Below are 25834 nucleotides of genomic sequence, written 5' to 3'. Positions count from 1 at the left end.
ATGTTTGAACTGATTCTGCTGGCCCCGGCCGACCAGGTCGAAACCGTCAGCGATGCGCTCGATGCGCTAGACGCGCTCAGCGTGTCGGTGGAAGACGCTGACGCACAGACACCTGCCGAGCAGGCACTGTTCGGCGAGCCTGGCATGCCGCCGCCAAAAGCCGGGTGGGAGCGTTCCCGCGTGGTGTCGCTGTTTGACAGCGAGGCGCTGGCGCGTGAGGCCGCAACCTTGCTGAGTGCGCAGGATTTTTTTGCCGCTTGCCAGGTCGTTGCCATCCAGGCGGTGGCCGAGCAGGACTGGGTACGCCTGACGCAGTCGCAGTTCGCGCCGGTCGAAATCACGCCGGCGTTTTGGATCGTGCCGACCTGGCACGAGCCGCCGACCCAGGCCACGCAAGTGATCCGGCTTGATCCGGGCCTGGCGTTCGGAACCGGCACTCATCCAACCACACGCATGTGTCTGCGCTGGATAGCTGGTGCCCCCAAGCTCGGCACTGGCGTGTCCTCGCTGCCCCCCGAGGGTGCTAATTTTCCTAGGGGCGGCTCATCGAAAAATTCCGTCGTACCGGATGTGGCTCCCCGGCGTAAGCCTCTGGGCCGCGTCCTCGACTATGGCTGCGGCTCCGGTATCCTGGCAATAGGCGCCGCCAAATTCGGGGCTTCTGCGATCGACGCGGTGGATATTGACGAAGCCGCGGTGCAGTCCACCCTGGCCAATGCCGAAGCCAACCATGTGGCGCTGAATGCCGGCTTGCCCGACAAGGTCAATGGCGCTTACCAGACCGTGTTGGCCAATATTCTGGCGACGCCGCTCAAGGTGCTGGCTCCGCTGCTGTGTTCGCGCGTGGCACCCGGTGGCTCGCTGGTGCTGGCGGGCATCCTGGAGCGGCAGGCCGACGAGCTCAAAGCGGCTTATGCGCCTTATTGCCAGCTGCAAGTGAGCGACCAGGAAGATGGCTGGATCCTGATGACCGCAAGGCTCTGACCTCCCTGCGTTGCGTGATCGCCCAGGCTGATTGCTGGCAGCGTCCCCGCTTTACAATACAGCGCTACATGAGCCTGATTACGCGCTGTCCTGCCTGCGGCACGATGTTCAAAGTCGTGGCCGACCAACTCAAAATTTCCCAGGGATGGGTGCGTTGCGGTCAGTGCTCCGAAGTCTTCGATGCTGCGGCCCATTTGCAACCGCGCGCAACCCCTTCCGCCCCCCCGTCTCCCGCTTCGTCATCTTCGACGGCTGACACTGGATCATCATCGGCAGCAGACCTCACCGGCAGCGGACCTGTTGCTCCGCTGGCAACCATGCTGCTGGCGCCTGAAACGGCGGAATCTCCCGCCGCCCCCGTACGGACCGCGCCGCCCCTGGCGCCGCTGTCCCTGCCAGAAGTCCAGGTGTCCATGCCACCCGATCTTGCGGCCGAGGTGTTCGCGTCCTCGCTCAGCCCCGATGGGTATGTGCTGCCAGACGCGCCGGCGCGCGAGGCGCCCGAAGACAGCAGCTTCAACGAATTCGAAGCGCCTCACCCGCCCCAGCAGGATGTCTCTTTTGTGCGAGACGCCAGGCGTCAGGCCTTCTGGCGGCGGCCGGCCATGCGCTGGGCGCTGGGCGCGGCCGCGCTGGTGCTGCTGTTCGGCCTGTTGCTGCAGGTGACGCTTTTCCAGAGAAGCGCGCTGGCCGCCTGGCAACCTGGGCTCAACGCCAGCTTTCAGACCTTGTGTGTTTATCTGCGTTGCGAGATCCAGCCACTGCGGCAAATCGAGTCCATCGTGATCGACAGCTCGTCCTTCAATAAAATCGGCCCGGACACCTACCGCCTCAAGGTGGTGATTAAAAACACCGGCAGCGTGACACTGGCCATGCCCTCACTGGAGCTGACCTTGACCGACAGCCAGGACCAAGCCCTGCTGCGACGCGTGCTGGCGCCAGGCGAACTCGGCGCTGACGCCGACACCCTGGCGGCAGGCGCAGAATTTTCAGGCCTGTTGGCCATTGGTATTTCAACCCCTTCGCCGGCACCCGTAGCCGGCGCCAGAACGCCGGCAGATCCAAGGCCTTCGGCCCCGCTGCGGATTGCCGGCTACCGCGTCCTTGCTTTTTATCCCTGACTGAATCGAGACCTTCATGCCTGCTGTGATTTGTGGTTCCCTGGCCTTTGACACCATCATGACCTTCGAGGGTCGTTTTGCCGAGCAAATCCTGCCCGACCAGTTGCACATCCTCAACGTGTCTTTTCTGGTGCCGGCCCTGCGCCGAGAGTTTGGTGGCTGTGCCGGCAATATCGCCTACAGCCTCAAGCAGCTCGGCGGCACCCCGCTGCCCATGGCCACCGTCGGCAGCGACGGCGCCGAGTATGTTGCGCGGCTGGACACGCTGGGCATCAGCACCGAATTTGTCCGCGAGGTGGAAGGTGCCTACACGGCACAGGCCATGATCATGACGGACCGTGACAACAACCAGATCACGGCCTTCCATCCCGGTGCCATGGGACAAGCCCACACCACACAAATCGCGGCGCGGGCTGACATCAACATCGGCATCATCTCCCCGGACGGGCGCGATGCCATGCTCCAGCATGCAGAGCAGTTCAAGGCGGCCGGTATTCCTTTCGTTTTTGATCCGGGCCAGGGCCTGCCGATGTTTGACGGCAAGGACCTGGCGCACTTTGTCGAGCTGGCAACCTGGGTGGCCGTGAACGACTACGAAGCCAAGCTGCTTTGTGACCGCACCGGCCTGTCGATTGCGAACTTGTCAAAATGTGTTGAGGGTCTCATCGTTACCCTCGGAGCCGAAGGCTGCGAAGTCTGGGTGGCCGGTGAGAAAACTCTGGTGCCACCGGTTAAGGCCGCTGAAGTGGTGGACCCGACCGGATGCGGCGATGCGTTTCGCGGCGCGCTGCTGTTCGGTCTCGAAAAGCGTTGGCCGCTGGCGCGTTGCGCCGAGCTTGGCAACCGTGTCGGTGCGCACAAGATCGCCTACCGCGGCGGCCAGAATTACACCCTGAGTGAGAAACAAACTGGCCTGTAGCCCATGATTGGCGGGCATATTCAGCTATTGACTCGATAGCAGATCGACGCTGCCGCCCAACGATTTCCCAAAGAAAAAGCCCGGTATCTTGCGATACCGGGCTTTAAGCAAAAGTACCTTATTGCTTACGGCTTGCTGGCTGTCGGAAACGGCCAGGCAGCTTGCGGGTTCAGAGTAGTCTGAGCCGCAGGGGCAGCCGGTGCGCCAGGTGCTTTGGCAGCGGGTTTTTTCGCGGCTTTCTTCGCAGCGGGCTTTTTCGCTGCTTTCTTGGCGGCAGGCTTCTTGGCAGCGGGTTTCTTCGCAGCAGCTTTCTTCGCTGGCGCTTTTTTCGCTACTTTCTTGGCCGCAGGCTTTTTAGCCGTTGCTTTTTTAGCAGCTGGCTTTTTGGCCGCTACTTTTTTGGCCGGGGCTTTTTTCGCTGGCGCTTTTTTCGCAGGAGCTTTTTTAGCTGCTACTTTTTTCGCTGGCGCTTTTTTGGCCGGGGCTTTTTTAGCCGCTACTTTTTTAGCAGGGGCTTTCTTCGGAGCAGCTTTTTTTGCCGCAGGTTTTTTCGCAGTTGCCATAGTTTTCTCCTTGATCACATTGCAAAGAGCACTTCACGGTTGGAGTACGCGAAGCGATTCACGGCGTTGGGCGGACGGATAACCGTGCCCAGCGCCACGAACACAGGAGCAAAGCCCAGCGCGCACTCTTCGGCAGCGTCGCTGGTCATTGCAATTCTTGAAGTCATTGTGTGGCTGCAGCCTTGTCAATCCCAGGAAAGAGCGCCACCGGACTGGTACTCAATCACGCGGGTTTCAAAAAAGTTGCGTTCTTTTTTCAGGTCGATCATCTCGCTCATCCACGGGAACGGGTTTTCCTCGTTCGGAAACAGCGTCTCCAGACCGATCTGCGTGGCCCGGCGGTTGGCGATATAGCGCAGGTAGCCCTTGAACATGGAAGCGTTCAGGCCCAGCACGCCGCGTGGCATGGTGTCTTCGGCGTAGCGGTATTCGAGTTCGACCGCCTTGAGGAACAGGGCCTTGATCTCGGCCTTGAAGTCGGCGGTCCAGAGCAGCGGGTTTTCAAGTTTGAGCTGATTGATCAGGTCGATGCCGAAGTTGCAGTGCATCGACTCGTCGCGCAGGATGTACTGGTACTGCTCGGCCGCGCCTGTCATCTTGTTCTGTCTGCCCAGCGCCAGAATCTGGGTGAAGCCGACATAAAAGAACAGGCCTTCCATCAGGCAGGCAAATACGATCAGTGACTTGAGCAGGGTCTGGTCGGACTCCTGGGTGCCGGTCTTGAAGTTGGGATCCGAAATCGCGTCGATGAAAGGGATCAGGAACTGGTCCTTGTCCCTGATCGACTGCACTTCGTTGTAGGCGTTGAAGATTTCGCTTTCGTCCAGGCCCAGCGACTCAGTGATGTACTGGTAGGCGTGGGTGTGGATGGCTTCTTCAAAGGCCTGACGCAGCAGGAACTGGCGGCACTCGGGCGCCGTGATGTGGCGGTAGGTGCCCAGCACAATATTGTTGGCGGCCAGCGAGTCGGCGGTGACAAAGAAGCCGAGGTTGCGCTTGACCAGGCGGCGTTCGTCTTCGGTCAGGCCGTTCGGGTCTTTCCACAGCGCGATGTCTCGCGTCATATTCACTTCCTGCGGCATCCAGTGGTTGGCGCAACTGGCCAGGTATTTTTCCCAGGCCCATTTGTACTTGAACGGAACCAGCTGGTTCACATCGGTCTGGCCATTGATGATGCGTTTATCAGCGGCCTTGACGCGGTGTGCGGTCGGCGTGACGGCTGCAGGAGCAGCGGTACGTGTCTGCGTGGAGATCAGTGCACTGTCGTCAAGCATGCGGGGCGCTGCTTGAGATTGCACTGAGGAAAGAGGCGGAAGCTCCATCGAGCGACCTTCAGGCAAGCCGCTGGTCAAAGATTTTTGCAACGATGGTTTGGCTTCTTCGTCCCAAGTCAACATAGATGTTTCCAATAAGTTGGATTATGAAAGCAGCGATACAAAATGAAAAGTGTTCATTCACATCGCTATAAATTAGTGTTGCTCAATTACATCGAATCGGGCACTGCATTTTTCAGTGCCGCGATCCGTTGTGTGTTTTGTTATTGGCAAGCCTCGCAACCTGGATCATCGATCGCACAGAACTTGATGTCGGTGGCAGGCGATGCATCCATCTGCGCCTGCGCTGTTGCCGCTGCTGCATCGAGTGCGTTCATGCTGCCGGTGTCGTCGGTGTTGCCCGAAGCGACCGCATTCATCTTGCCGGCTTTCACGGTGGACTTTTCCGCGTGCGTGGCGCTCATGGTACGCAGGTAGTAGGTGGTCTTCAACCCGCGCAGCCATGCCAGCTTGTAGGTGTCGTCGAGCTTCTTTCCCGAGGCGCCGGCCATGTAGATGTTGAGCGACTGCGCCTGGTCAATCCACTTCTGCCGACGCGACGCGGCCTCGACCAGCCAGGTCGCATCGACTTCAAACGCGGTGGCGTACAACGCCTTGATGTCCTGCGGCACGCGGTCAATCGGGCGCAGCGATCCGTCAAAGTGTTTGAGGTCCACCACCATCACGTCGTCCCACAGGCCCAGGCGCTTGAGGTCACGCACCAGGTAATGGTTGATGACCGTGAACTCGCCGGACAGGTTGGACTTGACCGACAGGTTGCCAAAGCAGGGTTCGATGCAGGCGTCGACGCCAATGATGTTGGAGATGGTGGCCGTGGGGGCGATGGCCACGCAGTTGGAGTTGCGCATGCCGTCTTTGGCGATTTTCTGACGCAGCGCATCCCAGTCCAGGGTCATCGAACGGTCCACTTCCAAATAACCGCCGCGCTCCTTGGCCAGCATGTCCAGGGTGTCCAGCGGCAGGATGCCTTGGTCCCAGAGCGACCCTTTATAGCTGGTGTATTTGCCACGCTCTTTGGCGAGTTCGGTGGAGGCCCAGTAGGCGTGGTAGCAGACCGCTTCCATGGACTTGTCGGCAAACTCGACGGCGGCGTCCGACGCGTAGGGGATGCGCAGCTCGTACAGGCAGTCCTGGAACCCCATGATGCCCAACCCCACCGGGCGATGGCGCATGTTGGAGTCACGGGCCTTCTTGACCGCGTAGTAATTGATGTCGATCACGTTGTCCAGCATGCGCATGGCCGTGGTGATGGTCTTCTTGAGCTTCTCATGATCGACGGCGCCGTCTTTCAGGTGCTGGACCAGATTCACGGAGCCGAGGTTGCAGACCGCGGTTTCGGTGTCGCTGGTGTTGAGCGTGATCTCGGTGCACAGGTTGGACGAATGGACAACGCCGACGTGCTGCTGGGGCGAGCGCACATTGCAGGCATCCTTGAAGGTGATCCAGGGGTGGCCGGTTTCGAACAGCATCGAGAGCATCTTGCGCCACATGTCGATGGCCTGCAGCTTGCGGGAGGGCTTGATCTCGCCGCGCTCGGCTTTGGTCTCATAAGCCACGTAGGCTTTTTCGAACTCGATACCGAACTTGTCGTGCAGGTCCGGTGTGTCCGATGGCGAGAACAGCGTCCAGCTACCTTTTTCCATGACGCGGCGCATGAACAGGTCGGGAATCCAGTTGGCGGTGTTCATGTCGTGCGTGCGGCGGCGGTCGTCGCCGGTGTTTTTGCGCAGCTCCAGAAACTCCTCGATGTCCAGGTGCCAGGTTTCCAGGTAGGCGCAGACCGCGCCCTTGCGCTTGCCGCCTTGGTTGACCGCCACGGCGGTGTCGTTGACGACCTTCAGGAAAGGCACAACCCCCTGCGACTCGCCGTTGGTGCCCTTGATGTGGGCGCCCAGGGCGCGCACTGGCGTCCAGTCGTTGCCCAGACCACCGGCGAACTTCGACAGCAGCGCGTTTTCCTTGATGGCGTCATAAATGCCGCCCAGGTCGTCGGCCACCGTGGTCAGGTAGCAGGACGACAACTGTGAGCGCAGCGTGCCGGCGTTGAACAAGGTAGGCGTGCTCGACATGAAGTCGAAGGAGGACATGATTTCGTAGAACTCGATGGCGCGCGCTTCGCGGTCGATTTCGTCGAGTGACAGACCCATGGCCACGCGCATGAAAAACGCCTGCGGCAGCTCGATGCGCTGCTTGCGCACATGCAGGAAGTAACGGTCGAACAGGGTCTGCAGGCCGAGGTAGTCAAACTTCAGGTCGCGCTCGGGCTTGAGCGCGGCGCCCAGGCGAACCAGGTCGAACTGCTGCAATCTTTCATCGAGCAACTCGTTGGCCACGCCCTTGGCGATGAATTGCGGGAAGTACTCGGCGTAACGCGTGCCCATGTCCTCCTGAACAACTTCCTCGCCCAGCACTTCGCGGCGGATGGTGTGCAGCAGCAGGCGCGCGGTGGCATAGGTGTAGTCCGGGTCTTTTTCGATCAGAGTTCGGGCCGCCAGGATGGAGGCCTTGTACACCTCGTCGATAGGCACGCCGTCGTACAGGTTGCGCATGGTCTCCGCAACGATGGGGGCGGGCTTGATCTCTGCGCCCAGGCCGGCGCAGGACGCCTCGATCAGGGCCTGCAATCTGCCCAGGTCGAGCGCGACTTTCTTGCCGCCGTCGATCACATGCAGTTGTGGCGCCTGGGAAGCCGGCGTTTGTGGCTGGCGTGCGCGTTCCTGCGTGCGCTTCTCGCGGTACAGCACATAGGCGCGGGCGATTTCATGGTGGCCGCCGCGCATCAGGCCCAGTTCGACCTGGTCCTGCACGTCTTCTATATGAAAGGTGCCGCCGCCCGGACGCGAACGCATCAGTGCGCGCATCACGGCCTGGGTCAGGCCGTCCACGGTTTCGCGCACGCTGGCCGACGCCGCACCCTGGGTGCCATGCACCGCCAGGAAGGCTTTCATCATCGCGACAGCAATTTTGTTCGGCTCGAAAGGCACCACTGCGCCGTTGCGGCGAATGATCTGGTAGTGGGTCAGGGGATTGGGCTGGGCGTTGTTGCTGCCGGACTGGGGGGTCATCGGCATGCCGGCGGCGGGTGTTGCATGTTGGGCTGTTTGCATGGTTCCTCGTTATGTTTTGTTGTTAGAAGCGTTTGACGGGTTCAGGGCAAAGGGGGAAGGCTGACGGTTGCCTGTGGCGGACGCGTTTGGCTGCTGTTCCTTGGGTTGCGGTGCCCCGAAATGCATCAAATTAATGTAGGGCTCAGACACTATACCTAGGGTCTGGAGTGATTTCAAGCACTACAGGTAGTGTATCGCCTGCTTTTCTTGGCGTTACGTTATGTAGCTTTTTTGGCCTGTAAATAATGCCCATTTTGGGTCGCGGTGCGACAGCTTGCGGCGCTATGACCGGGACGCACAGGGATGAACAAAACAGGCCTGCAAGCCGCAACAGCATTGATTCTGTTGGGCGTCTCGATGCCGCAGCGAGGGCGCCGGAAGTGCTGCTAGATTTTTCCCTGCACCCTGTTGGTGTGTTTTCGAGATGTGAACCGCTTCAGTCACCCGCGGGAAAACACTTAGCCGACAAACCCAGCGACGCTTGCAACTGCGGCCAGTCGAACCCGGCACCCGGATCGAGCTTGCGGCCGCCTGCAATGTGCTGGTGACCGGCCAGGTGCTGCACCGGGTAGTGACGCAACAGCGCCGCACAGATGCTTGCCAGCGTTTCATACTGGGCGGCTTCAAACAGCCCACCATCCAGGCCTTCCAGCTCAATGCCTATCGAGTCGTCGTTGCAATTGCTGCGGCCACGGTAGCTCGACTCGCCCGCGTGCCACGCGCGCTGGTCGCAACTGACGAATTGCCATAGCTGACCATCACGGGTGATGAAGAAGTGCGAGGACACCTGCAGCCCCCGTATGCTCTGGAAGTAGGGATGAGTATCCCAGTCGAGTTCATTGCTGAACAGCTTTTGAACTTGCCCGGTCCCGTATGCGCCGGGCGGCAGGCTGATGGAGTGGATCACGATCAGGTCGATCAATGCGCCATCGGGGCGGGGGCCAAAATTCGGTGACGCCAGTCGCCGCGCGTACCGGTACCAGCCCTGTTGCCAGAGTGATTGCACACCAGCCCCCACGCTTGCCACTTCGTGGGCTTGCGGCGCTTCGCCGCCCCTTGCACCAGAAAGAGGGGCTGTTCCGCCCAGGGACAGCCCGTCGGCGGAACCCGGGATTGACCACTCACTAGGGCTCATCGACCACGTCATCACTGTTAGGAGTGACGATGTCCAGTCGGGCGATGCGGTAGCGCATCTGGCGCAGACTGATGCCCAGCTTGGCTGCCGCAGCGGTTCGGTTGAAGCCGGTTTCCTGCAGCACCTTGGTCAGGATGCCACGCTCCTGTGCGTCCAGAAAATCCTGCAGGTTGTCCGGTACCGTCACCACATGCTCCACCGTCGGCAGGGCCATGTGCAGGTCGTTGCTTTCGCCCAGTGCAACCGCGCGGTGCAGCATGTTTTCCAGCTCCCGCACATTGCCCTTGAAAGGATGCGACTGCAGGCGCGCCAGAGCCTGGGCGGAAAGGTCGGGAACAGGCAGACCCGACTCCCTGCAAATCCGGCCCAACAAGTCCTGGCACAGCACCGGCAGGTCTTCGCGGCGATCTCGCAGCGCCGGCACCTGGATTTCGATCACGTTGAGCCGGTAATACAGGTCCTGGCGAAAGTGCCCGGAAGCCACAGCAGCGCCTAGGTCCTTGTGGGTGGCGCTGACAACACGCACGTCCACCGTGTCCTCCTGCGCCGAGCCCAGCGGCCGGACCACCCGCTCCTGGATCGCGCGCAACAGTTTGGACTGCATGGCCAGCGGCAGGTCTCCGATTTCGTCAAGAAACAAGGTGCCGCCCTTGGCCGCCTGGAAATAACCCTGGCGGTCCTGCGTCGAGCCGGTGTAAGCGCCTTTCCGGGCGCCAAAAAACTCGGCTTCGAGCAGGTTCTCGGGGATGGCGCCGCAATTGACCGCGACAAAAGGTCCGGCCACGCGATGGCTGCAGTCATGCACAGCTCGCGCGACAAGTTCCTTGCCAGTGCCGGATTCCCCCTGGATCAGCACCGGCGCCATGCTGCCAGCCACCTTAACGATGCGGGCCTTGACAGCCTGCATCACGCCCGACTCGCCAACCAAGCGTTGCAAAGTCGGCGACCCGTCGCCAGGACTGGCCACTCTGTGGGCTGGGACGGCGGCGACATCGGGGTTTGGCTTTGCCCTTTCGCTGCCCACAGGCAGTCCGCTACGGGCCGGCGTCTGGATGGCCGAGGCCACCACGCTGCGAAATTGCTTGAGATCCACCGGCTTGGTCAGGTAGTCAAAGGCACCGGCTTTGAGTGCCTCCACCGCGTTTTCGGCAGACCCATGGGCGGTGATTACAACGCAGCGCTCAGGCCGCTGCTGGCGCACCATCTCGCGCAGCAATTCCAGACCCAGGCCGTCGGGCAAACGCATGTCGGTGATCACGGCGTCAAAGCGTCGCTCCTGCAACTGGACGCGGGCTTGCGCCAGATCGGCAGCGGCCTCTACCCGGTAACCTTCGCGCAGCAAGGTCAACTCGTAGAGGGTGCGCAGGTCCGGCTCGTCGTCGATCACCAGTATGTGGGCCTGATTAGGGGTGCTCATGGGCGTTTCGTGTTTTTAACAGAATAGCGGGGGCGTCAAAACAGCGTGTCGATAGCGCCCGGCGACAGCGCCATGTCGGCGGCTGCGGGTTTGAAGATGACAAAAAACTCGTTGCCCTCGACCCGCCCGCGCGCCACCCGCTGGTAACCCACCAGGGCGCCGTGGCGCTCACACAGCTCTCTGCAGATATACAGGCCCAGTCCGCTGGAACGGCTTTCTGAAGAAAAGAAGGGCTCGAACAAATGCGCCTGCACAGTTTTTTCAAGCGGCTGTCCATCGCTCCAGACCAGCAGCCGCACTTGCCCAGAAGCCGCATCGGTGGACACCTGGATGGCGTCGGCGGCAGGGCTGGCATAACGCAAGGCATTGTCCAGAAGGTTGACCAGCAGGCGCCGCAGGTGTTCGGCCTCGAACAAAATCGCACTCTGGCCGGTGCCCGGCTGCACCCGCAGCCGGTGACTGGCCGTGTTTTGTTGCGCCCAATCTGCGCAGATCCGCTGCATCATGTCGTCAAGCCGCAGCGCGCGCGTCTGCACCTGGGGTGCCTGTTCCTGTACGCGCGAGAGGTTGAGGATTTCCTCAACAATACGTGCCAGGCGATGGGCGTTCTGCGCGACCATGCCTGTCAGCTGCCGATGCCCAGCGTCCTGCAAGTCTTCTTCAAGCAAAGCATTGGCCTGGGTGATGGCTGCCAGCGGGTTGCGGATTTCGTGGGCAACGGCCGCCGACATGCGCCCCATGGCGGCCATTTTTTCAGTGCGGACCCTGGCCTCCATTTCCCGGAGGTCTTCCAGGAACATCACACACAAGCTTTCGCGCGAGCCGTCGCGCGAGGCCGCCAGGCGCGTGCGCACCTGCAGGCGCCTGGCATGGCGCGAGGCATGTCCCAGCCCCACATCGGCCTGCTGCGGCGTTTGCCGCTCAAAGGTCCGGTGAGCCAGTTCGGCCAGGGGCTGCCACGCCACTTCCGCAGCGAGCACGAAGGGAGCAGCACGCGCTTCGCCCTGCGCAGTCAACAGGCGACGAGAGGCCGGATTGGCCGCACGCACGATGCCGTTGGTGTCGATCACCAGCACACCATCGACCAGTGTGTCGATCACCAGTTCATTGACCTGCGTCTGCATCCGCGCAACCGACTGGCTGCTGTAAGCCCGCTGCTCCTCCCTGGACAAACGCAAAGCCAGTTGGTTGGCCAGCAACGCCACCGCAAAGAACCCGGAGCCGCTCAGACCGGCCTGCAGAAAGCGGGAGGCGGATTCGCCTTCAGCTTGCAAAGACAACCACCAGGCATCGGTCAGCAGCAGCAGCGTGACGCTGGCGGCGGTGCCCAGCGCCAGCAAAATCGGTCCCAGTACGGAAGCCAGCAACACCGGCAAGGCAAATAAGGCGGTGTAGTTGATCACCCCAGTCTGCCAAAAATTCAAGGCGGAAAATGCCAGTACATCAATCCCCACCGTGAACAGCCATTGGGTGTCAAAGGTGCTGCCCGGCGGCTTGGGCTTGGCCCACAAGCGCACCGTCAGCGTGGCGAAAAAATAAGCCAGGCACAGCAGCACCATGACCTTCTGAACCGGCTGCCCCAATGCGTAAATGGACGCCTGCAGAGCCAGCAAGACACTGGCAATGGTGACGCGAGCCGTCATGAAGGCGCGCCAGAGCCGGCTAAAAGATTCGCCAGCCGGCCCGGAGTCCCAGACGCCCGGTTGTTTGTCTGGCGGACCAAACCAGGAGTTGCCGGAATCTGCAGACGTGTTCATCGAGGGCCTGTTCACACGTGCGAGCAAGCTTTAGGCCTAGGCCTCGCCTTGCCGGCGATGCGCGTCACAGCAATACAAGCCGCGACTGCCAGGCAAGGCATCCGGGCGCGGCAGATGGACGGCGCAGACCGTGCAAGCCACCACTTCGGTGGCTTGTTTGGGGCCAGCGACGTTTGGCGCTGTCGGCGGCTTGAATTTTTTCTCGCGGAGTTCGGTGCGCCGGCTGTTGCGCCATAACCAGACGCCGACAAGCACCACCATAAAAACGATTAGGTATTTCATACGCGCTTCAAAACAACTTCGAGCACAAATCGCGAGCCCGCATAACCGAGCAGCAGCAGGCCTGAGCCCAGATACAGCAGTCGCACCGCCTTGCGACCACGCCAGCCCAGTCGGGCCCGGCCCGTCAGCAGGCCGGCAAAGGTCAGCCAGGCCAGCACTGAAAATACCGTCTTGTGGTTCCACTGCCCGGCCAGTCCGGGACCATACAGGGTTTCGGCAAACAACCAGCCTACCGCGAGCGTAGCGGTCAGCAGCACAAAGCCCGCCTGCACAAACCGGAAAGTCAGGCGTTCCAGCGTCAACAAAGGCACGCCAGTGTCCGCTTGCGTCGCCGAGCGGATCGAGCGTTCGGACCGATTCATCAGCCCGCCGTGCACCACGGCAGCGGCAAACAGGCCATACGACGCAATACCCAGCGCCCAGTGCAGGGGCAACCAGGGCGAGGCGATCAGGTGGTAGCTGGAGCCGGGAAACACCAGCGCCAACAGCACCGCCGCCGTTCCCAGACCGGCCAGCGCCCAGCGCGCCTTGAGTTGCGGAAACAACCGGCTTTCCACCGCATAGACGCTGAGCACCAGCCAGACGGTCATCGACAGGGCCGGTGCAAAACCGAAGCGCGGCGGCTCGCCCAGCAGGCCGTCAGCCAGTGCCAGTGCGTGCAGCAACCAGGCCAGAAACAGCAAGGCGCGTGTGCTGGCTTCACTCAGGCGCCGGGCTGCAAGCGCCAGCACGGCGTAGGCCAGCGCGGCGGCAATGGCCGTCGCCAGACCCCACCCAGCGCTAAAAGTTAAAATCATGGCTACAGTTTAGCTGTAGCCGCCTGCTGCGCAGGCCTGTATTTCTTCCTTCACTTCCTTTTTGCTCCAACTGTGGAGCCTGCTCATGGCCTCTGCCCTTACCGACAAACTTTCCCGCCTCGTCAAGGAAATGCGAGGCCAGGCCCGCATCACCGAGTCCAATGTGCAGGACATGCTGCGCGAGGTGCGCATGGCCCTGCTCGAAGCCGACGTGGCGCTGCCGGTTGTGCGCGACTTCATCACCCGTGTCAAGGACAAGGCGCTGGGCCAGGAGGTGATGAGTTCGCTGTCGCCCGGCCAGGTGCTGGTCAGCATCGTCAACCGCGAGCTCGCTGCGACCATGGGCGAGGGCGTCAGCGACATCAACCTGGCGGCCCAGCCGCCGGCCGTGATCCTGATGGCTGGCCTGCAGGGTGCTGGCAAGACCACCACCACCGCCAAACTCGCCAAACACCTGATTGAAAAACGCAAGAAAAAGGTGCTCACGGTCTCGAGCGACGTGTACCGTCCTGCAGCCATCGAGCAACTCAAGACCGTGACCAAACAGGCCGGTGCCGAGTGGTTTCCGAGCACGTCCGAGCAAAAGCCGGTGGACATCGCACTGGCGGCGCTCGACTATGCGCGCAAACACTTCTTTGACGTGCTGCTGGTCGATACCGCCGGCCGGCTGGCGATTGACGAAGCGCTGATGGCCGAGATCAAGGCGCTGCATGCGGTGCTCAATCCGGTCGAGACGCTGTTTGTCGTCGACGCGATGCAGGGCCAGGACGCGATCAATACGGCCAAAGCCTTCAAGGAAGCCCTGCCGCTGACAGGCATCATCCTGACCAAGACTGACGGTGACTCGCGCGGTGGCGCAGCACTCAGCGTGCGGCAGATCACTGGCGCACCGATCAAGTTCTCGGGTACCAGCGAGAAGATCGACGGCCTCGAAGTCTTCGACGCCCAGCGCCATGCCGGACGCATCCTCGGGATGGGCGACATCTTGGCGCTGGTCGAACAGGTCACCGCCGGCGTGGACATGGAAGCGGCGCAAAAACTCGCTGCCAAGATGAAGTCCGGCAGCGGCTTTGACCTTGATGACTTCCTGAGTCAGTTGCAGCAGATGAAAAGCATGGGCGGTCTGTCCAGCCTGCTGGAAAAACTGCCTGCGCAGATGGCGGCCAAGGCCGGCCAGGTGGACATGAACAAGGCCGAAAAAGACATTCGCCGCAAGGAAGGCATCATCCAGAGCATGACCCCGCTGGAGCGCCGCAAGCCCGAACTGATCAAGGCCACCCGCAAGCGCCGCATCGCCGCCGGCTCGGGTGTGCAGGTGCAGGACGTGAACCGCCTTCTGAACGAGTTCGAGCAGATGCAGGGCATGATGAAAAAGATGAAGGGCGGAGGCATGATGAAGATGATGAAACGCATGGGCGGCATGAAGGGCATGCCCAAGTTTTAAGCATGCACCGAGGTTTAAGAAGAAAATAGGCCTCCAGCCCTTACGCCACGTGCGCTAGAAGCTCTCTTATTAATAGCAGAACGCGGCACCTGCGATTTGCCGTGATTGCGTCAAGGCTCCCCGTGTCGCAGTTGTTCACCACCCGTCGTGCTGGGCCGAGGAGCGCAGGCAAAAGCGGATCAGGGCTCGCGATTGTTTGAGGCGAAGCCGAGTTCGAGCGAGACCCCGCTTTTGACGAGCACCGCAGGTTGCCTGGAGCGAAGCGGAAGGACCCAGACCATCGGGTCGCCTTTTCTTTTGCTTACTTTTCTTTTGGCGACGCAAAAGAAAAGTGAGTTGCCGCCGGGCAACCCCCGGCTTGTTGGCAAACCTCCAGCGCTGAAGGCAAAACGGATTCGACAAGCTCAGGACAGGCCAGGCTCAACCGGCGCAGTGAAGTCATTGAAGCCACGCCGCGCAATTACCATACGCCCCATGCCCACCACCCACCTCCTCTACCTGCACGGCTTTCGCTCCTCGCCGCAATCGACCAAGGCCAGGCAAGTCACCGCGTGGATGCGCAGCCGGCATCCGGATATCACCTGGTGGTGCCCACAACTTCCTCCCTCTCCGCGGGAAGCGATGCAAATGCTTGCTGATGGCATCGCGGACTGGCCGTGGGGGTCGATGGCGGTGGTCGGCTCCTCGCTGGGCGGGTTTTACGCCACGCATGTGGCCGAGACCTGCGGCTGCAAGGCCGTGTTGCTCAACCCAGCAGTCAACCCGGCGCGTGATCTGGCGAAATACATCGGCGAGCAGACCGCCTGGAACAACCCGGATGAACGGTTTTTCTTCGAGCCGCGGTTTATCGACGAGTTGCACGCCTTCACCCATGGACCGGTAGCCTGTCCAGCGAATTATTTCGCGATGATCGCCAAAGGCGACGAGGTGCTGGACTGGCGCGAAATGACCGGCCGCTACCCCGGCGCGCGTATCAAGCTGCTGGAAGGCGGCGACCACGCCCTCAGCGACTTCGAGCGCCACCTGCCGGAAGTGATGAACTTCATGAGCCTGGCTTGAGGCCGCGCGCAGGGCGGCTGATTACACTAGCCAATACTGCAGCCCGGACGTAGCGAGACCTTCGGTTCGCTGCGCCAGCGTAACCAAAGGATGTCGTTTTGTTTGTATTGTTTGAAGAAGCCGGCAAGTTTCTGGCTGGGCGTATTTTGTCCGAGGCGGACAGCTCGCTGCAGGTGGAGCTGGACTCGGGCAAACGGGTCAAGCTCAAGGCCGCCAACGCGCTGCTGAAGTTTGAGAAACCCGCCCCGGCCGAGCTGATTGCCGCCGGGCAGAAAATCAGCGAAGAGATCGAGCTAGACCTGGCCTGGGAATTCGCCAGCGAAGAGGAATTCAGCTTTGCCGACCTGGCGCGCGACTACTTCAGCGCCGACCCGTCCAAACCCGCATCCACCGAGCAGCAGGCCGCCGCCCTGTTTCGCCTGTTTGAGGCGCCGCATTATTTCAGGCGTGCCGGCAAGGGCCGCTTCAGGAAAGCCCCAGCCGAGATCCTGCAACAGGCGCTGGTGGCCATCGAAAAGAAAAAGCAGGTGATTGCGCAAATCACCGCCTGGGCCGAAGAACTCGCCCAAGGCAGTTGCCCGGCGCCGGTGCGCGAACAACTTTACAAAATCCTTTTCAAGCCCGACAAGAACAGCCCGGAATACAAGGCCGTGGTCGAGGCCTCGCGCGCCGCGCACAAAGCGCCGCTGGACCTGCTGCAACAGGCTGGCGCCATCGCCTCGCCTTACCAATTCCACTGGAAACGCTTCCTGTTCGAGAACTTCCCCAAGGGCACGGCCTTCCCCGCGGTGCAAGCGCCGCCCGTCAAGAACGAGCTGCCGCTGGCCGCCGTACAGGCCTTTTCCATCGACGACTCCAGCACCACCGAGATCGACGATGCGCTGTCGGTGCAAGGCATCGGTAGCGGAACGGTCACACTGGGCATCCACATCGCCGCACCTGGCCTGGCCGTGTTGCCAGGCAGTCCCATCGACCTGCTGGGCCGCGCGCGCCTGTCCACGGTCTACATGCCGGGCTACAAGCTGACCATGCTGCCCGACGCGGTGGTGCAGAGCTACACCCTGCAGGAAGGTCGCAACTGTCCGGCTCTGTCGCTCTACGTTACGGTGGACGAAACCACGCTGGCCATCACCGCCACCGCCACGCGGCTGGAGCAGGTGCCGATTGCCGCAAACCTGCGCCACGACAAACTCGATGCGGTTTTCAACGAAGCATTTTTTGAGGCGGCGGCAGAAACCGGCGCGCCACCGGCCGACGTGGCCTGGGGCATCGAGCTGTCCTTTTTGCACCGCCTGGCACGCCATCTGAAAGCCCAGCGCGAAGTCGTGCGCGGCAAGCCGGAAAACTTCAACCGGCCCGACTACAACTTCAGCCTCGACAACCCGTCCGGCCAAGAGCCCGAGGGCAAGGAAAAAGTCAGCATCAGCATTCGCAAACGCGGGGCGCCGCTGGACCTGATCGTCGCCGAAGCCATGATCCTGGCCAACAGCACTTGGGGCGAGTGGCTGGCCGAACACGGCGTGCCCGGCATCTACCGCAGTCAGGCCAGCCTGGCGCCCGGCGTGAAGGTGCGCATGGGCACCAAGGCGCTGCCGCATGCCGGCATCGGCGTCAAGAGTTACGCCTGGGCAACCTCGCCGCTGCGCCGCTATACCGACCTGGTCAACCAGTGGCAGATCATTGCTTGCGTCACGCACGGCCGCACCGCCGCGCTGGCTGCGCCCTTCAAGCCCAAGGATGCGGAGCTATTTTCCATCATCTCGGGTTTCGACGGCGCCTACAGCGCCTACAACGGTTTTCAGGCCGGCATTGAGCGTTACTGGACACTCAAGTACCTGCTGCAAAACGGCATCACCGAGCTGACTGCCACCGCCTTCAAGGACAACTTGGTGCGTGCCGACGACCTGCCACTGGTGCTGCCGGCTCTGGGCGCGCAGGGCCTGCCGCGCGGCGCGAAGGTACGTATCCGCCTGGGCGAGATTGACGAGATTACGCTGGATGTCAGTGGCACGGTGGTCGAGCGCCTGGACCTGGTCGTGGACGAAGCCGCCGCCGGGCAAGTGGACGAGGACGACAACGAATCGGAGATTGCCGCCGGTCCGATCTCGATTGCCGTCGATCTCAGCGATGTGTCCGATGACACCTCCGCGGTGGCACCAGCGGCCAGTTAGCGCAGATAATCCTGTTCTGTGAAGTCACCCAGCACCCTGCATATCGCCCTGGGCTTTTCAGTCGCCCTGCACGCGGTGCTGCTGACCGTGCGTTTTGTCGATCCGGAGCGTTTCAACCGGGTGTTTCAGGACACCCCACTGGAAGTGATCCTGGTCAACGCGAAATCGAATGAGCGCCCGGACGTTGCCAAAGCGATTGCGCAGGCCTCGCTGGCCGGCGGCGGCGAGCTTGAGAAGGGCCGCGCCACCAGCCCGCTGCCACCCTCGGCGCTGACCGAGCTTGGCGACGCCAGCGAAGACGCGCAGCGCAAAGTCGACGCGATGCAGGATCAGCAAACCCTGCTGCTGGCACAGATCAAAAAGCAACTGGCGGCTATGCCGCCGCCCGACCCCAAGCTGCCAACGCGGGACGCGGCGCAAGCCGAGCGCGAGGAAAAACGCAAACAACTGATCAAGATCCTGGCCGAGATCGAGCGGCGCATCAACGAAGAAAATGCGCGCCCCAAAAAGCGCTACATCAGCCCGGCCACGCGCGAGGAGGTGTATGCGGTCTACTACGACTCGCTGCGTCGCAAGATCGAGGAAAAGGGCACGGTCAATTTTCCGGAGGCGGCAGGCAAGAAGCTGTACGGCGAACTGACCATGGTGCTGACCATCAATTTTGATGGCCGCGTCTTGTCCACCGAGGTGGCTGAAACCTCCGGCAGCCTGACGCTGGACCGGCGTGCCCAGAGCATCGCGCGCAGCACCGGTCCCTTCGGCGCCTTCAGCGATGCCATGCGCCGCAAGGCCGATCAGATTGTGGTGGTCTCGCGCTTCAAATTCACGCGCGACGAAACGCTTGAAACAAAGCAGCTCGAGCGCTAGGGCCTGTTCACACTATTTATGGATCACTACTGCGTCCTCGGCAACCCGGTTGCCCACAGCAAGTCACCGGCCATCCACGCGCGCTTTGCCGAACTGACCGGCCAGGCCATGGACTACAGCAAGTTGCTCGCGCCGCTTGACGGGTTCATCCACACGCTGCGCCATTGGATGGCTCACGATGGTCGCGGCTGCAACGTCACCGTGCCCTTCAAGTTCGAGGCCTTCCGCCTGGCTAACACCGCCAGTGATCGCGCGACGCTGGCACAGGCCGCCAACACGCTGAAGTTTGGGGACGGTGGGCAGATACTGGCCGACAACACCGACGGCATCGGCCTGGTCAACGACATCCAGATCAACGCCGGCATCAGCCTGGCCGGGCGCGACATCCTGCTGCTGGGTGCCGGCGGCGCAGCGGCCGGTGTGTTGGGGCCGCTGCTGGCGGCCGGGCCACGCCGGCTGGTCGTTACCAACCGCACCCATGCCAAGGCGCTGGACCTGGTGGCGCGCCATGCCGACCACCCGTCGCTGCGCGATTTGCTACAAAAAACAGAGCTGCTCGCGCAAGAGCAGCAAGGGCTTGAGGCTAATTTTGATGTGATCGTGAACGCCACGGCCAGCAGCCTGGGTGGCAGCGCCGCGCCGGTAGATGCACGTGTTCTCAAGCCCGGTGCGCTGGCCTACGACATGATGTACGGCACGGCGGCCCAGGGGTTTGCCGACTGGGCACGGGCCCACGGCGCCATGCCGCGCGACGGTCTGGGCATGCTGGTCGAACAGGCTGCCGAGTCCTTTGCCTTCTGGCGCGGCGTGCGCCCGCCGTCGGCGCAGGTGCTGCAGGACATGCGCAAGGCGCTGGCATGAAAGCGCTGCTGCGCTGGGTCCTGCTGGTGCTGATCGCCGGCCTGGCGGTCCAGCTTTATTTTGTGGGCCGCATCGCGCTGATGGCACTGCTGGACCCGCAGTCCACGGCGTTCCAGCGCTCGGAAATTTACCGGGTGGTGACCGAACACGGCAGCCTGAAGTGGCGCCAGCAATGGGTGCCTTATCCGGAGCTGTCCGACAACCTCAAACGTGCGGTGATCGTGTCCGAGGACGCCACGTTTATAGAACACGAAGGTGTGGACCTCGAATCGCTGGAAAAAGCCTGGGAGAAAAACACCCAGGCCGAGCAGCGCGCCGAAAAAGCTGCAAGCAGACTCGGCAGCAAGGTCGCGCCGGCCGGCAGCGGCAAGGCGGCGAAGCCACCCAAAATTGTGGGCGGCTCCACCATCACGCAGCAGCTTGCCAAAAACCTGTTTCTGTCGGGTGAGCGCACGCTGATGCGCAAAGGCCAGGAACTGGTGCTCACGCTGATGCTCGAGGCGCTGCTCAGCAAGCAGCGCATCCTGGAGATTTACCTGAACAACGTCGAGTGGGGCGAAGGCGTGTTTGGTGCAGAAGCTGCGGCGCAACATTATTTCCGCAAGCCCGCCTCGAAACTCAGCGCATACGAAGCCGCACGCCTGGCGGTGATGCTGCCGCGCCCCAAATACTTCGAGACCCGGCCCGGCTCGGGCTACCTGGCCTCGCGCGCTTCCACCATTGCGACGCGCATGGGCGGGGTGGAGGTGCCATGAACCTACCCGCCAAACTGATGAGCCTGTTCCTGCTCGGCCTGATCCGCGCGTTGACCGGCGCCCAGGCGCGCTGGCAGGGCTGCCCGCCCAAGGCCGAGCAGCGCATTTATTTTGCCAACCACCAGAGCCATGCCGATCTGGTGCTGATGTGGGCCGCGCTGCCGAGCGAGCTGCGCAGCATCACGCGGCCGATTGCGGCCAAGGACTACTGGACCAAAACACCGTTCAAGCAGTGGATCACCACGGCGGTGTTCAACGCCATCTATGTGGACCGCACCAAAACCACCGACCAGGACCCGCTGGAGCCGTTGATCGATGCGCTCGAAAGCGGCGACTCCATCATCCTGTTTCCGGAAGGCACACGCGGCAACCAGGAAGAGCCGCAGGCCTTCAAGTCCGGTCTGTATAACCTCGCGCAGAGGTTTCCGCAGGTCGTGCTGGTGCCGGCGTGGATCAACAATGTGCAGCGCGTGATGCCCAAGGGGGAGGTGGTGCCTGTGCCGATTTTGTGTTCGGTCACTTTTGGCGCGCCCATCGCACTGGGCGAAGGCGAAGACCGCAGCGCCTTTCTGCTGCGTGCACGTCAGGCCGTGATTTCCTTGCGGGATTCCTGATGAGCAGCTTCCTGCGCAACCTGACCCCCTCACAACAAATCGGCTTGCTGTTCGTGATAGTGTTCGGCCTGCTGATCGCCGCCAGCATCACCGCGCTGGTGATCTCACTGCGCGACGACGGCGACAACGAGATACGCACGCAGGACCTCAAGGAACTGACCGGCCTGCTCAACACCTCCTGGATGATGTGCACGGTGTTCTGGCTGGCCTGGGCCTCGGGCGAGACAGTGGCGACCCTGCTGTTCGCCATCGTGGCCTTTTTTGCGCTGCGTGAATTCATCACCCTGTCACCAACCCGCCACGGTGACCACCGCAGCCTGGTGCTGGCGTTTTTTGTGGTGTTGCCGGTGCAGTTCTGGCTGGTGATCACCAAACGCTTCGACCTGGTGACCGTCTTCATCCCGGTCTACGTGTTCCTGGCGATTCCTGTGGTGAGTGCGCTGGCCAACGACCCGCAGCGTTTCCTGGAGCGCAATGCCAAGCTGCAGTGGGGCATCATGGTCTGCGTCTTCGGCATCAGCCATGTGCCAGCACTGCTTTTGCTGGGTTTCCCCAACTACAGCGGCAAAAACGCCTTCCTCGTCTTCTTCCTGGTGTTTGTGGTACAGACCGGCATGCTGGTGCAGCACCTGGCCAACCGCAAATGGCCGCGCAAGCCGACCGCGCCCCAGGTCAGCAAAAGCTTCAATTGGGCCAGCTGGCTGATCGGGCTGGGTGTCGGCGGGTTTGTGGGCGGCCTGATGTCGGGCCTGACGCCCTTCAAGCCGGCCCAGGCGGTGGCCATGGCGCTGATCGCCTGTGTCGCCGGTTCACTGGGCCACCTGGTGATGAAGGCGCTCAAGCGCGACCGCGGCATCACCAACTGGGGCAGTGAAGGCAAGTCGGTCACCGGCGCCAGCGGCCTGCTGGACCGGGTCGATGCCCTGTGTTTTGCCGCTCCCGTATTTTTTCATTCGGTTCGGTGGTATTTTGGCTTATGAGCCTGTTTAGCACGATCAGGAAAGTGCGCCGCGCTGGGCCGCCCCAAGCAAGCACAGCCCCCTCGGGGGGCAGCGTATTACACGAAGTGACAAGCGTGGGGGCCTGATGCGAATTCTTGGCATCGACCCCGGCCTGCAAATCACCGGTTTCGGCGTGATCGATGTGGATGGCCACGCGCTGACGTATGTCGCCAGCGGCACCATCAAGACCACACACCTGGACCGGGGCAATCTGCCGGCGCGGCTCAAGGTGCTGTTCGACGGCATCTGTGAAATCACCGCCCGCTACAGCCCCGATAGCTCGGCTTGCGAGATCGTGTTTGTCAACGTCAATCCACAGGCCACGCTGATGCTGGGCCAGGCCCGCGGCGCCTGCGTGACCGCGCTGGTCAGCCGCAACATCGAGGTGGCCGAATACACGCCGCTGCAGATGAAAAAAGCCGTCGCCGGTTACGGCAAGGCCGGCAAGCCCGAGGTGCAGGAGATGGTCAAACGCCTGCTGAGGCTACCGGGTCTGCCCGGCAAGGACGCGGCCGATGCGCTAGCCCTGGCGATCACCCATGCGCATGTGGGCGGCTCGGCCGCCATTCTGGCGCGAGCAACCACCCTGGGCCGCACATCCACCGCCTCGTTCAAGGACGGGCGTCACCACTGATGGTCAAGCCAACTGGTCGACGATCAGGATGGCGAAAAAGACAAAGGCCGCAACCAAGGTGCCGGCGAGGATTCTGAGGCCGGCGCGTTTGTAACAAGCGTTGGATGTCAGCGCAAACAGCGCAAAAGAAATGCCGGCAGCCACCAGCAGCAAAACAATGACGATGCGGAAAATTGCCACAGGTCTACCAAGCCCGCGCGAGTTGGGCGAAGCCTTGAGGGGCCTTTTTCTCGTCCTCAAACGTCACGACTTCATACGAGTCGGCGTGTGACAGCAACTCGCGCAGCAGCTTGTTGTTCAGCGCGTGGCCGGACCGGAAGGCACTGTAGGCGGCCAGCAGCGGCTTGCCGAGCAGGTAAAGGTCGCCCATGGCGTCGAGAATCTTGTGTTTGACGAACTCGTCGTTGTAGCGCAAGCCATCGGTGTTGAGCACGCGGTAGTCGTCCATCACGATGGCGTTGTCGAGGCCGCCGCCCAGTGCCAGCCCGTTGGCACGCATCATCTCCACATCCTTGGTGAAGCCGAAGGTGCGCGCACGCGCGATGTCGCGGGTGTAAGAGCCGGTGCCCAGGTCGAAATCGACGCGCTGGCCGGTGGAGTCCACCGCCGGGTGGTCAAAGTCGATCTCGAAGCCCAGCTTGTAGCCGTCGTAAGGCAACAGGCGTGCCCATTTCTCGGTCGCGCCCTGCCCTTCGCGCACCTCCACCGGCTTGAGCACACGGATGAAGCGTTTTGGTGCCGCCTGCAGTGCGATGCCGGCCGCCTGCAGCAGGAACACAAACGAGGAGGCCGAGCCGTCCAGAATCGGCACTTCCTCGGCCGTGATATCAACGTAGAGGTTGTCGATACCCAGGCCGGCGCAGGCCGACATCAGGTGTTCGACCGTATGCACCTTGGCACTGCCGCTGGAGATGGTGGACGCCAGGCGCGTGTCGGTTACCGCCTCAGCCGAGATCACGATATCCACCGGCTGCGGCAAATCGACGCGCCGGAAAACAATGCCTGTGTCGGGCGCCGCGGGCCGCAAGGTCAGCTCAACCCGCTGCCCGCTGTGCAGGCCCACACCGACGGCCTTGGTCAGGGATTTGAGGGTTCTTTGAGCCAGCATGGGTTTATTTTAATTGGGGTGGGTTAAGCGTGGGTAAAGCATGGGTAATCGGGTGGCTGGTGACGGGCTGGTGCCCTGCCCTCGCCTGTCATCCCGGACTTGATCCGGGATCCAAGTTGGATAACCCGTGTCGCGTGGTGTGCCAACAAGCCGGGGGTTGCCCGGCGGCAACTCACTTTCTTTTTGCGTCGCCAAAAAGAAAGTAAGCAAAGATAAAGGCGACCCGATGGTCCGGGTCCCCTGCGCTGCGCTCCGGGGCAACCTGTGGTGCTCACCGAAAGTGGGGTCGAGCTCGAACTCGGCTTCGCCTCAGACAATCGCTCGCCCTGATCCACTTTCGGCTGCGCTCCTCGGCCCAGCCCGACGGGTGGGGGATAGCGATGCGGGGACAAAAATCCGGAGTGCAGGAAGCGCGAAGCGCTTCCTGCACGGGAATCCCAACAGACCGTCATGTTTGCACGCGAGCGCAACACACGAGGCCAAATGAAGTCCCCCCTCTTTCGCCCAGCGGGGCGAGAGAGGGGTTAGGGGAGTGAGTGGGGAGTTGAAACCACGACCCCAGGCAAGCCACGGTCGCAGCGCATTACCTCACACCACAAACTCAGTCTGCTTGCTTGCGCAGGAAAGCCGGAATCTCGAAGTCGTCCATGCCGCCCGATGCCAGCGCATCAACTTTGGCCGCAGCCTGCGTGCGGTTAGTGCGCCAGACGCTGGGCACCGTCATGTTGCCGTAGTCGGGCTGGGCCGAGCCCATGCTGTTACCGCCGGGATGCGCGCTGTTGACCGATCCGCCGCCCACCGCCATGTTGAGCACTGGCATGTTGTCGGTGCCGGTGCGCAGCACCTGCAGCGGCGGCGCCGTGCGGCGTGCGCCCTGGCGGCTCAGGCCGGTGGCCACCACGGTGACGCGGATGTCGTCGCCGAGTTCGTCGTCGTAAGCCGTTCCGTAGATCACATGGGCATCGGGCGAGGCATAGGCGCGGATGGTGTTCATCGCCAGCTTGGACTCGTTGAGCTTGAGCGAACCCTTGGCGGCGCTGATCAGCACCAGCACGCCCTTGGCGCCCGACAGGTCAATGCCTTCGAGCAACGGGCAGGCCACAGCCTGCTCGGCAGCGATGCGCGCGCGATCGGGACCGTTGGCGCGGGCCGTGCCCATCATGGCCTTGCCGGGCTCACCCATCACGGTACGCACGTCCTCGAAGTCGACGTTGACGTGGCCGGGAACATTGATGATCTCCGCGATGCCACCGACGGCGTTTTTCAGCACGTCATTGGCATGCGCAAAGGCCTCATCCTGCGTCACGTCGTCACCCAGCACCTCAAGCAGCTTCTCGTTGAGCACCACGATCAGCGAATCGACATTGGCTTCCAGTTCGGCCAGACCCAGGTCTGCGTTGGTCATGCGGCGTCCGCCTTCGAACTCGAAAGGCTTGGTCACCACACCGACGGTGAGGATGCCCATTTCTTTCGCAATGCGCGCGATCACGGGCGCAGCGCCGGTGCCGGTGCCCCCGCCCATGCCGGCCGTGATGAACAGCATGTGCGCGCCGGCAATCGCCTCGCGGATGTCTTCCACCGCCATCTCGGCCGCGTCACGGCCTTTCTCGGGTTTGCTGCCTGCGCCCAGGCCGCTGCCGCCCAGCTGGATCTGCTTGTGCGCGCTGCCGCGGCCCAATGCCTGGGCATCGGTGTTGGCGCAGATGAACTCCACGCCCTGTACGTTGCGCTCAATCATGTGTTCGACCGCGTTGCCGCCGCCGCCACCCACGCCAATCACCTTGATTTGCGTGCCCTGGTTGAATTCCTCGATTTCAATCATTTCGATGCTCATGTGAGCCTCCTGTCGGTATGGTTGCAGTTGCCAAAATTTTTAGTGAAAGTCTTCAGGTGATCCACCTCAC

At 62.1% G+C, this 25834-nt stretch carries 24 protein-coding genes and 1 pseudogene; 13 read left to right on the top strand and 12 right to left on the bottom strand.

The features are described from left to right. The 4 genes and pseudogenes from IEX16_RS07860 (at position 1) to IEX16_RS07850 (ending at position 3024) form a co-directional block, all read left to right on the top strand. Positions 1 to 984, top strand: coding sequence for a 50S ribosomal protein L11 methyltransferase (locus IEX16_RS07860; protein WP_188707796.1), 984 nt, complete (start codon positions 1 to 3; stop codon positions 982 to 984). 68 nt (positions 985 to 1052) lie between these two features. Then, positions 1053 to 1118 (top strand): annotated as a pseudogene (locus IEX16_RS20350) (zinc-ribbon domain-containing protein); the annotation flags it as partial. A 183-nt stretch (positions 1119 to 1301) separates the two neighbouring features. Next, positions 1302 to 2105, top strand: coding sequence for a DUF3426 domain-containing protein (locus IEX16_RS07855; protein ID WP_229676253.1), 804 nt, complete (start codon positions 1302 to 1304; stop codon positions 2103 to 2105). A 16-nt stretch (positions 2106 to 2121) separates the two neighbouring features. Next, positions 2122 to 3024: a carbohydrate kinase family protein gene (locus IEX16_RS07850; RefSeq protein WP_188707794.1), complete on the top strand. Its 903-nt coding sequence runs from the start codon at positions 2122 to 2124 to the stop codon at positions 3022 to 3024. A 125-nt stretch (positions 3025 to 3149) separates the two neighbouring features. Here the strand turns inward: IEX16_RS07850 and IEX16_RS07845 are convergent, their stop codons facing one another. The 9 genes from IEX16_RS07845 to IEX16_RS07810 all read right to left on the bottom strand — a co-directional run bounded on the left by IEX16_RS07845 (position 3150) and on the right by IEX16_RS07810 (position 13416). After that, the gene (locus IEX16_RS07845) at positions 3150 to 3587 is read right to left on the bottom strand and encodes a histone H1-like DNA-binding protein (protein WP_188707875.1); all 438 of its coding nucleotides are present in this window, start codon (positions 3585 to 3587) and stop codon (positions 3150 to 3152) included. Between the two features lie 14 nt (positions 3588 to 3601). Next, entirely contained in the window at positions 3602 to 3736 is a 135-nt protein-coding gene (locus tag IEX16_RS20235; protein ID WP_268236606.1) for a hypothetical protein, read from the bottom strand. Positions 3737 to 3772: 36 nt separating this feature from the next. Continuing rightward, positions 3773 to 4984: a ribonucleotide-diphosphate reductase subunit beta gene (locus IEX16_RS07840; protein WP_188707793.1), complete on the bottom strand. Its 1212-nt coding sequence runs from the start codon at positions 4982 to 4984 to the stop codon at positions 3773 to 3775. 140 nt (positions 4985 to 5124) lie between these two features. Continuing rightward, positions 5125 to 8028 carry a ribonucleoside-diphosphate reductase subunit alpha gene (locus tag IEX16_RS07835; RefSeq protein WP_188707792.1) on the bottom strand — a complete coding sequence of 968 codons (2904 nt, stop codon included), beginning with the start codon at positions 8026 to 8028 and terminating at the stop codon, positions 5125 to 5127. A 436-nt stretch (positions 8029 to 8464) separates the two neighbouring features. Continuing rightward, positions 8465 to 9034, bottom strand: a complete 570-nt coding sequence (ampD, locus tag IEX16_RS07830; protein ID WP_229676241.1) for a 1,6-anhydro-N-acetylmuramyl-L-alanine amidase AmpD — start codon at positions 9032 to 9034, stop codon at positions 8465 to 8467. 118 nt (positions 9035 to 9152) lie between these two features. Continuing rightward, positions 9153 to 10580, bottom strand: coding sequence for a sigma-54-dependent transcriptional regulator (locus IEX16_RS07825; RefSeq protein ID WP_188707790.1), 1428 nt, complete (start codon positions 10578 to 10580; stop codon positions 9153 to 9155). 35 nt (positions 10581 to 10615) lie between these two features. Beyond that, positions 10616 to 12337, bottom strand: a complete 1722-nt coding sequence (locus IEX16_RS07820; protein ID WP_188707789.1) for a sensor histidine kinase — start codon at positions 12335 to 12337, stop codon at positions 10616 to 10618. A gap of 36 nt (positions 12338 to 12373) precedes the next feature. Next, positions 12374 to 12619, bottom strand: a complete 246-nt coding sequence (locus tag IEX16_RS07815) for a PP0621 family protein (protein ID WP_188707788.1) — start codon at positions 12617 to 12619, stop codon at positions 12374 to 12376. Continuing rightward, positions 12616 to 13416 carry a cytochrome C assembly family protein gene (locus IEX16_RS07810; protein WP_188707787.1) on the bottom strand — a complete coding sequence of 267 codons (801 nt, stop codon included), beginning with the start codon at positions 13414 to 13416 and terminating at the stop codon, positions 12616 to 12618. The genes IEX16_RS07815 and IEX16_RS07810 overlap by 4 nt, the downstream gene beginning before the upstream one ends. 85 nt (positions 13417 to 13501) lie before the next feature. On the opposite strand from IEX16_RS07810, the gene ffh reads away from it, so the two are divergent. From ffh to ruvC, 9 genes are all read left to right on the top strand, one after another. Further along, positions 13502 to 14860 carry a signal recognition particle protein gene (gene ffh, locus IEX16_RS07805; protein ID WP_188707786.1) on the top strand — a complete coding sequence of 453 codons (1359 nt, stop codon included), beginning with the start codon at positions 13502 to 13504 and terminating at the stop codon, positions 14858 to 14860. Between the two features lie 474 nt (positions 14861 to 15334). Next, positions 15335 to 15919, top strand: a complete 585-nt coding sequence (locus IEX16_RS07800; protein WP_188707785.1) for a YqiA/YcfP family alpha/beta fold hydrolase — start codon at positions 15335 to 15337, stop codon at positions 15917 to 15919. 98 nt (positions 15920 to 16017) lie between these two features. Beyond that, positions 16018 to 18090 carry a ribonuclease catalytic domain-containing protein gene (locus tag IEX16_RS07795; protein ID WP_188707784.1) on the top strand — a complete coding sequence of 691 codons (2073 nt, stop codon included), beginning with the start codon at positions 16018 to 16020 and terminating at the stop codon, positions 18088 to 18090. A gap of 18 nt (positions 18091 to 18108) precedes the next feature. After that, positions 18109 to 18957 (top strand): energy transducer TonB, encoded by an 849-nt coding sequence (locus IEX16_RS07790; protein WP_188707783.1) that lies wholly within the window; start codon positions 18109 to 18111, stop codon positions 18955 to 18957. Positions 18958 to 18975: 18 nt separating this feature from the next. After that, a complete protein-coding gene (gene aroE / locus IEX16_RS07785) occupies positions 18976 to 19818 on the top strand; it encodes a shikimate dehydrogenase (protein ID WP_188707782.1) in 843 nt (280 codons plus the stop codon). After that, the gene (locus IEX16_RS07780) at positions 19815 to 20573 is read left to right on the top strand and encodes a transglycosylase domain-containing protein (RefSeq protein WP_188707781.1); all 759 of its coding nucleotides are present in this window, start codon (positions 19815 to 19817) and stop codon (positions 20571 to 20573) included. Before aroE ends, IEX16_RS07780 begins: the two co-directional genes overlap by 4 nt. Next, entirely contained in the window at positions 20570 to 21187 is a 618-nt protein-coding gene (locus IEX16_RS07775; RefSeq protein ID WP_188707780.1) for a lysophospholipid acyltransferase family protein, read from the top strand. Before IEX16_RS07780 ends, IEX16_RS07775 begins: the two co-directional genes overlap by 4 nt. Continuing rightward, positions 21187 to 22167: a phosphatidate cytidylyltransferase gene (locus IEX16_RS07770; RefSeq protein WP_188707779.1), complete on the top strand. Its 981-nt coding sequence runs from the start codon at positions 21187 to 21189 to the stop codon at positions 22165 to 22167. The genes IEX16_RS07775 and IEX16_RS07770 overlap by 1 nt, the downstream gene beginning before the upstream one ends. 106 nt (positions 22168 to 22273) lie before the next feature. Then, on the top strand, positions 22274 to 22822 hold the full coding sequence (ruvC, locus tag IEX16_RS07765) for a crossover junction endodeoxyribonuclease RuvC (protein WP_188707778.1): 549 nt from the start codon (positions 22274 to 22276) through the stop codon (positions 22820 to 22822). A gap of 3 nt (positions 22823 to 22825) precedes the next feature. Here the strand turns inward: ruvC and IEX16_RS07760 are convergent, their stop codons facing one another. The 3 genes from IEX16_RS07760 to ftsZ all read right to left on the bottom strand — a co-directional run bounded on the left by IEX16_RS07760 (position 22826) and on the right by ftsZ (position 25764). Continuing rightward, a complete protein-coding gene (locus tag IEX16_RS07760) occupies positions 22826 to 23002 on the bottom strand; it encodes a hypothetical protein (RefSeq protein ID WP_188707777.1) in 177 nt (58 codons plus the stop codon). Positions 23003 to 23006: 4 nt separating this feature from the next. Next, positions 23007 to 23930: a UDP-3-O-acyl-N-acetylglucosamine deacetylase gene (gene lpxC / locus IEX16_RS07755; RefSeq protein WP_188707776.1), complete on the bottom strand. Its 924-nt coding sequence runs from the start codon at positions 23928 to 23930 to the stop codon at positions 23007 to 23009. Between the two features lie 601 nt (positions 23931 to 24531). Continuing rightward, positions 24532 to 25764, bottom strand: coding sequence for a cell division protein FtsZ (gene ftsZ, locus IEX16_RS07750; protein ID WP_188707775.1), 1233 nt, complete (start codon positions 25762 to 25764; stop codon positions 24532 to 24534). Between the last annotated feature and the right edge of the window lie 70 nt (positions 25765 to 25834).

Origin of the sequence: Polaromonas eurypsychrophila, from assembly GCF_014641715.1 — a bacterium.
GTDB classification, from domain to species: Bacteria; Pseudomonadota; Gammaproteobacteria; order Burkholderiales; family Burkholderiaceae_C; genus Polaromonas; species Polaromonas eurypsychrophila.
This window is presented reverse-complemented; position numbering and strand designations above follow the sequence as displayed.

What these genes read in the sequence shown, in the direction of transcription:
- IEX16_RS07860 (WP_188707796.1), top strand. Translation starts at nt 1, where the DNA reads ATGTTTGAACTGATTCTGCTGGCCCCGGCCGACCAGGTCGAAACCGTC.
- IEX16_RS07855 (WP_229676253.1), top strand. Translation starts at nt 1,302, where the DNA reads ATGCTGCTGGCGCCTGAAACGGCGGAATCTCCCGCCGCCCCCGTACGG.
- IEX16_RS07850 (WP_188707794.1), top strand. Translation starts at nt 2,122, where the DNA reads ATGCCTGCTGTGATTTGTGGTTCCCTGGCCTTTGACACCATCATGACC.
- IEX16_RS07845 (WP_188707875.1), bottom strand. Translation starts at nt 3,587, where the DNA reads ATGGCAACTGCGAAAAAACCTGCGGCAAAAAAAGCTGCTCCGAAGAAA.
- IEX16_RS20235 (WP_268236606.1), bottom strand. Translation starts at nt 3,736, where the DNA reads ATGACCAGCGACGCTGCCGAAGAGTGCGCGCTGGGCTTTGCTCCTGTG.
- IEX16_RS07840 (WP_188707793.1), bottom strand. Translation starts at nt 4,984, where the DNA reads ATGTTGACTTGGGACGAAGAAGCCAAACCATCGTTGCAAAAATCTTTG.
- IEX16_RS07835 (WP_188707792.1), bottom strand. Translation starts at nt 8,028, where the DNA reads ATGCAAACAGCCCAACATGCAACACCCGCCGCCGGCATGCCGATGACC.
- IEX16_RS07825 (WP_188707790.1), bottom strand. Translation starts at nt 10,580, where the DNA reads ATGAGCACCCCTAATCAGGCCCACATACTGGTGATCGACGACGAGCCG.
- IEX16_RS07820 (WP_188707789.1), bottom strand. Translation starts at nt 12,337, where the DNA reads ATGAACACGTCTGCAGATTCCGGCAACTCCTGGTTTGGTCCGCCAGAC.
- IEX16_RS07815 (WP_188707788.1), bottom strand. Translation starts at nt 12,619, where the DNA reads ATGAAATACCTAATCGTTTTTATGGTGGTGCTTGTCGGCGTCTGGTTA.
- IEX16_RS07810 (WP_188707787.1), bottom strand. Translation starts at nt 13,416, where the DNA reads ATGATTTTAACTTTTAGCGCTGGGTGGGGTCTGGCGACGGCCATTGCC.
- ffh (WP_188707786.1), top strand. Translation starts at nt 13,502, where the DNA reads ATGGCCTCTGCCCTTACCGACAAACTTTCCCGCCTCGTCAAGGAAATG.
- IEX16_RS07800 (WP_188707785.1), top strand. Translation starts at nt 15,335, where the DNA reads ATGCCCACCACCCACCTCCTCTACCTGCACGGCTTTCGCTCCTCGCCG.
- aroE (WP_188707782.1), top strand. Translation starts at nt 18,976, where the DNA reads ATGGATCACTACTGCGTCCTCGGCAACCCGGTTGCCCACAGCAAGTCA.
- IEX16_RS07780 (WP_188707781.1), top strand. Translation starts at nt 19,815, where the DNA reads ATGAAAGCGCTGCTGCGCTGGGTCCTGCTGGTGCTGATCGCCGGCCTG.
- IEX16_RS07775 (WP_188707780.1), top strand. Translation starts at nt 20,570, where the DNA reads ATGAACCTACCCGCCAAACTGATGAGCCTGTTCCTGCTCGGCCTGATC.
- IEX16_RS07770 (WP_188707779.1), top strand. Translation starts at nt 21,187, where the DNA reads ATGAGCAGCTTCCTGCGCAACCTGACCCCCTCACAACAAATCGGCTTG.
- ruvC (WP_188707778.1), top strand. Translation starts at nt 22,274, where the DNA reads ATGCGAATTCTTGGCATCGACCCCGGCCTGCAAATCACCGGTTTCGGC.
- lpxC (WP_188707776.1), bottom strand. Translation starts at nt 23,930, where the DNA reads ATGCTGGCTCAAAGAACCCTCAAATCCCTGACCAAGGCCGTCGGTGTG.
- ftsZ (WP_188707775.1), bottom strand. Translation starts at nt 25,764, where the DNA reads ATGAGCATCGAAATGATTGAAATCGAGGAATTCAACCAGGGCACGCAA.